Source organism: Fulvivirga imtechensis AK7 (assembly GCF_000331535.1).
Lineage (GTDB): Bacteria > Bacteroidota > Bacteroidia > Cytophagales > Cyclobacteriaceae > Fulvivirga > Fulvivirga imtechensis.
This window is the reverse complement of the sequence record NZ_AMZN01000104.1, coordinates 1-1,021: the sequence shown is the minus strand read 5'-3', so window position 1 is coordinate 1,021 and position 1,021 is coordinate 1. Positions and strand designations below refer to the sequence as shown.

2 protein-coding genes are annotated in these 1,021 nt (G+C 40.1%); both read left to right on the top strand.

The window, feature by feature from the left end:
• Window positions 1-503 (top strand): hypothetical protein (locus tag C900_RS24775; protein ID WP_157494191.1); only part of this gene is annotated, 503 nt, incomplete at its 5' end.
• Complete coding sequence (locus C900_RS24770; RefSeq protein WP_245558486.1) at window positions 500-871, top strand: hypothetical protein; 372 nt, start codon at window positions 500-502, stop codon at window positions 869-871. The genes C900_RS24775 and C900_RS24770, both read left to right, overlap by 4 nt.
• Window positions 872-1,021 lie beyond the last annotated feature (150 nt).

The following is a 1,021-nucleotide window of genomic DNA, read 5'->3' as shown; positions in this document are numbered from 1 at the left end:
CTTTGGTGCAGGAGTTGGTGGCTAGCGGGGGTGCTACTGTGGGTGAGGATTTGGGTTATGAAGCAGCGCAGAGTGAGCACCATCAAACCAGATCCGGTCAAGATTGGATTGGAACAGCTGTGGCTGTTAATTCCATATTTGCAACAGGTATTTCTTTAGGATCAGAAGTAAAACCGCGATACTGGGGGACTACAGATTTCAAACTTGCTTCTAAGACAGGTCAGAGCATTGCTAGAAAATTGTCTTTTATTGGAGCTTCTGTTGCTGTATATCAAGCAATTGATAATCCAACCGGGGGTAACATAGTAGATGCAACATTTGGTGTTATAGGCGCAATACCTCACCCGATAACTATGGGTATAGGGGGAATTTACTTTGGAGCAGATCTACTTACTCTTGGAATTAGTGGTCAAGGAATTAGTGAGCATATTGATGATTATTATTGGATGTCTAACCCAGTCGTTGGCATCGGCTATGTACCTGTTGCGAAAAAAGTAAAATGATGTTTAAGGTTTTTGATTACATTTATTATAGGTGGTATAATATAGTTACGCATAAGGATGTGCATCGGGATATTTATGCATCATCTATTGTTGCTTCATACCAAATGCTTACTTTTATAAATTTAATTTTATTAGCGAGTATATTGTTTGGGTTTAAAAGACCTGATAAAATTTATATAATTTTATTAGCTGTCATTTTAATAGTTATTAACTGGTACCGTTATGAACGTGGCTTTGATATAAGCAAATTAGAGGAAAGATGGGGAAATGAACCGGAAGATAAGAAGCGTATCCGGTTTATTCTACTTATTGCCTATTTGGTGGTGACATTTACAGTGCCCTGGATATATGGCTTTGCTACAAATTAAACCCCCTGCTGGCGCCAGCTTTTTAGCTGGTGACCATGAAGCCTTACCTGAAAGACAGGCAAGGACTTTACCCAAACCATCCCAAACCAGAAACCAAAAAACTGATCCCCAAACTGGCGCAAGGTGTGCCGTGAATGCAATGGGCGGCAT

Excerpts from the sequence above, each read along its gene's own strand:
- C900_RS24770 (WP_245558486.1), top strand. The coding sequence starts at position 500 with ATGATGTTTAAGGTTTTTGATTACATTTATTATAGGTGGTATAATATA.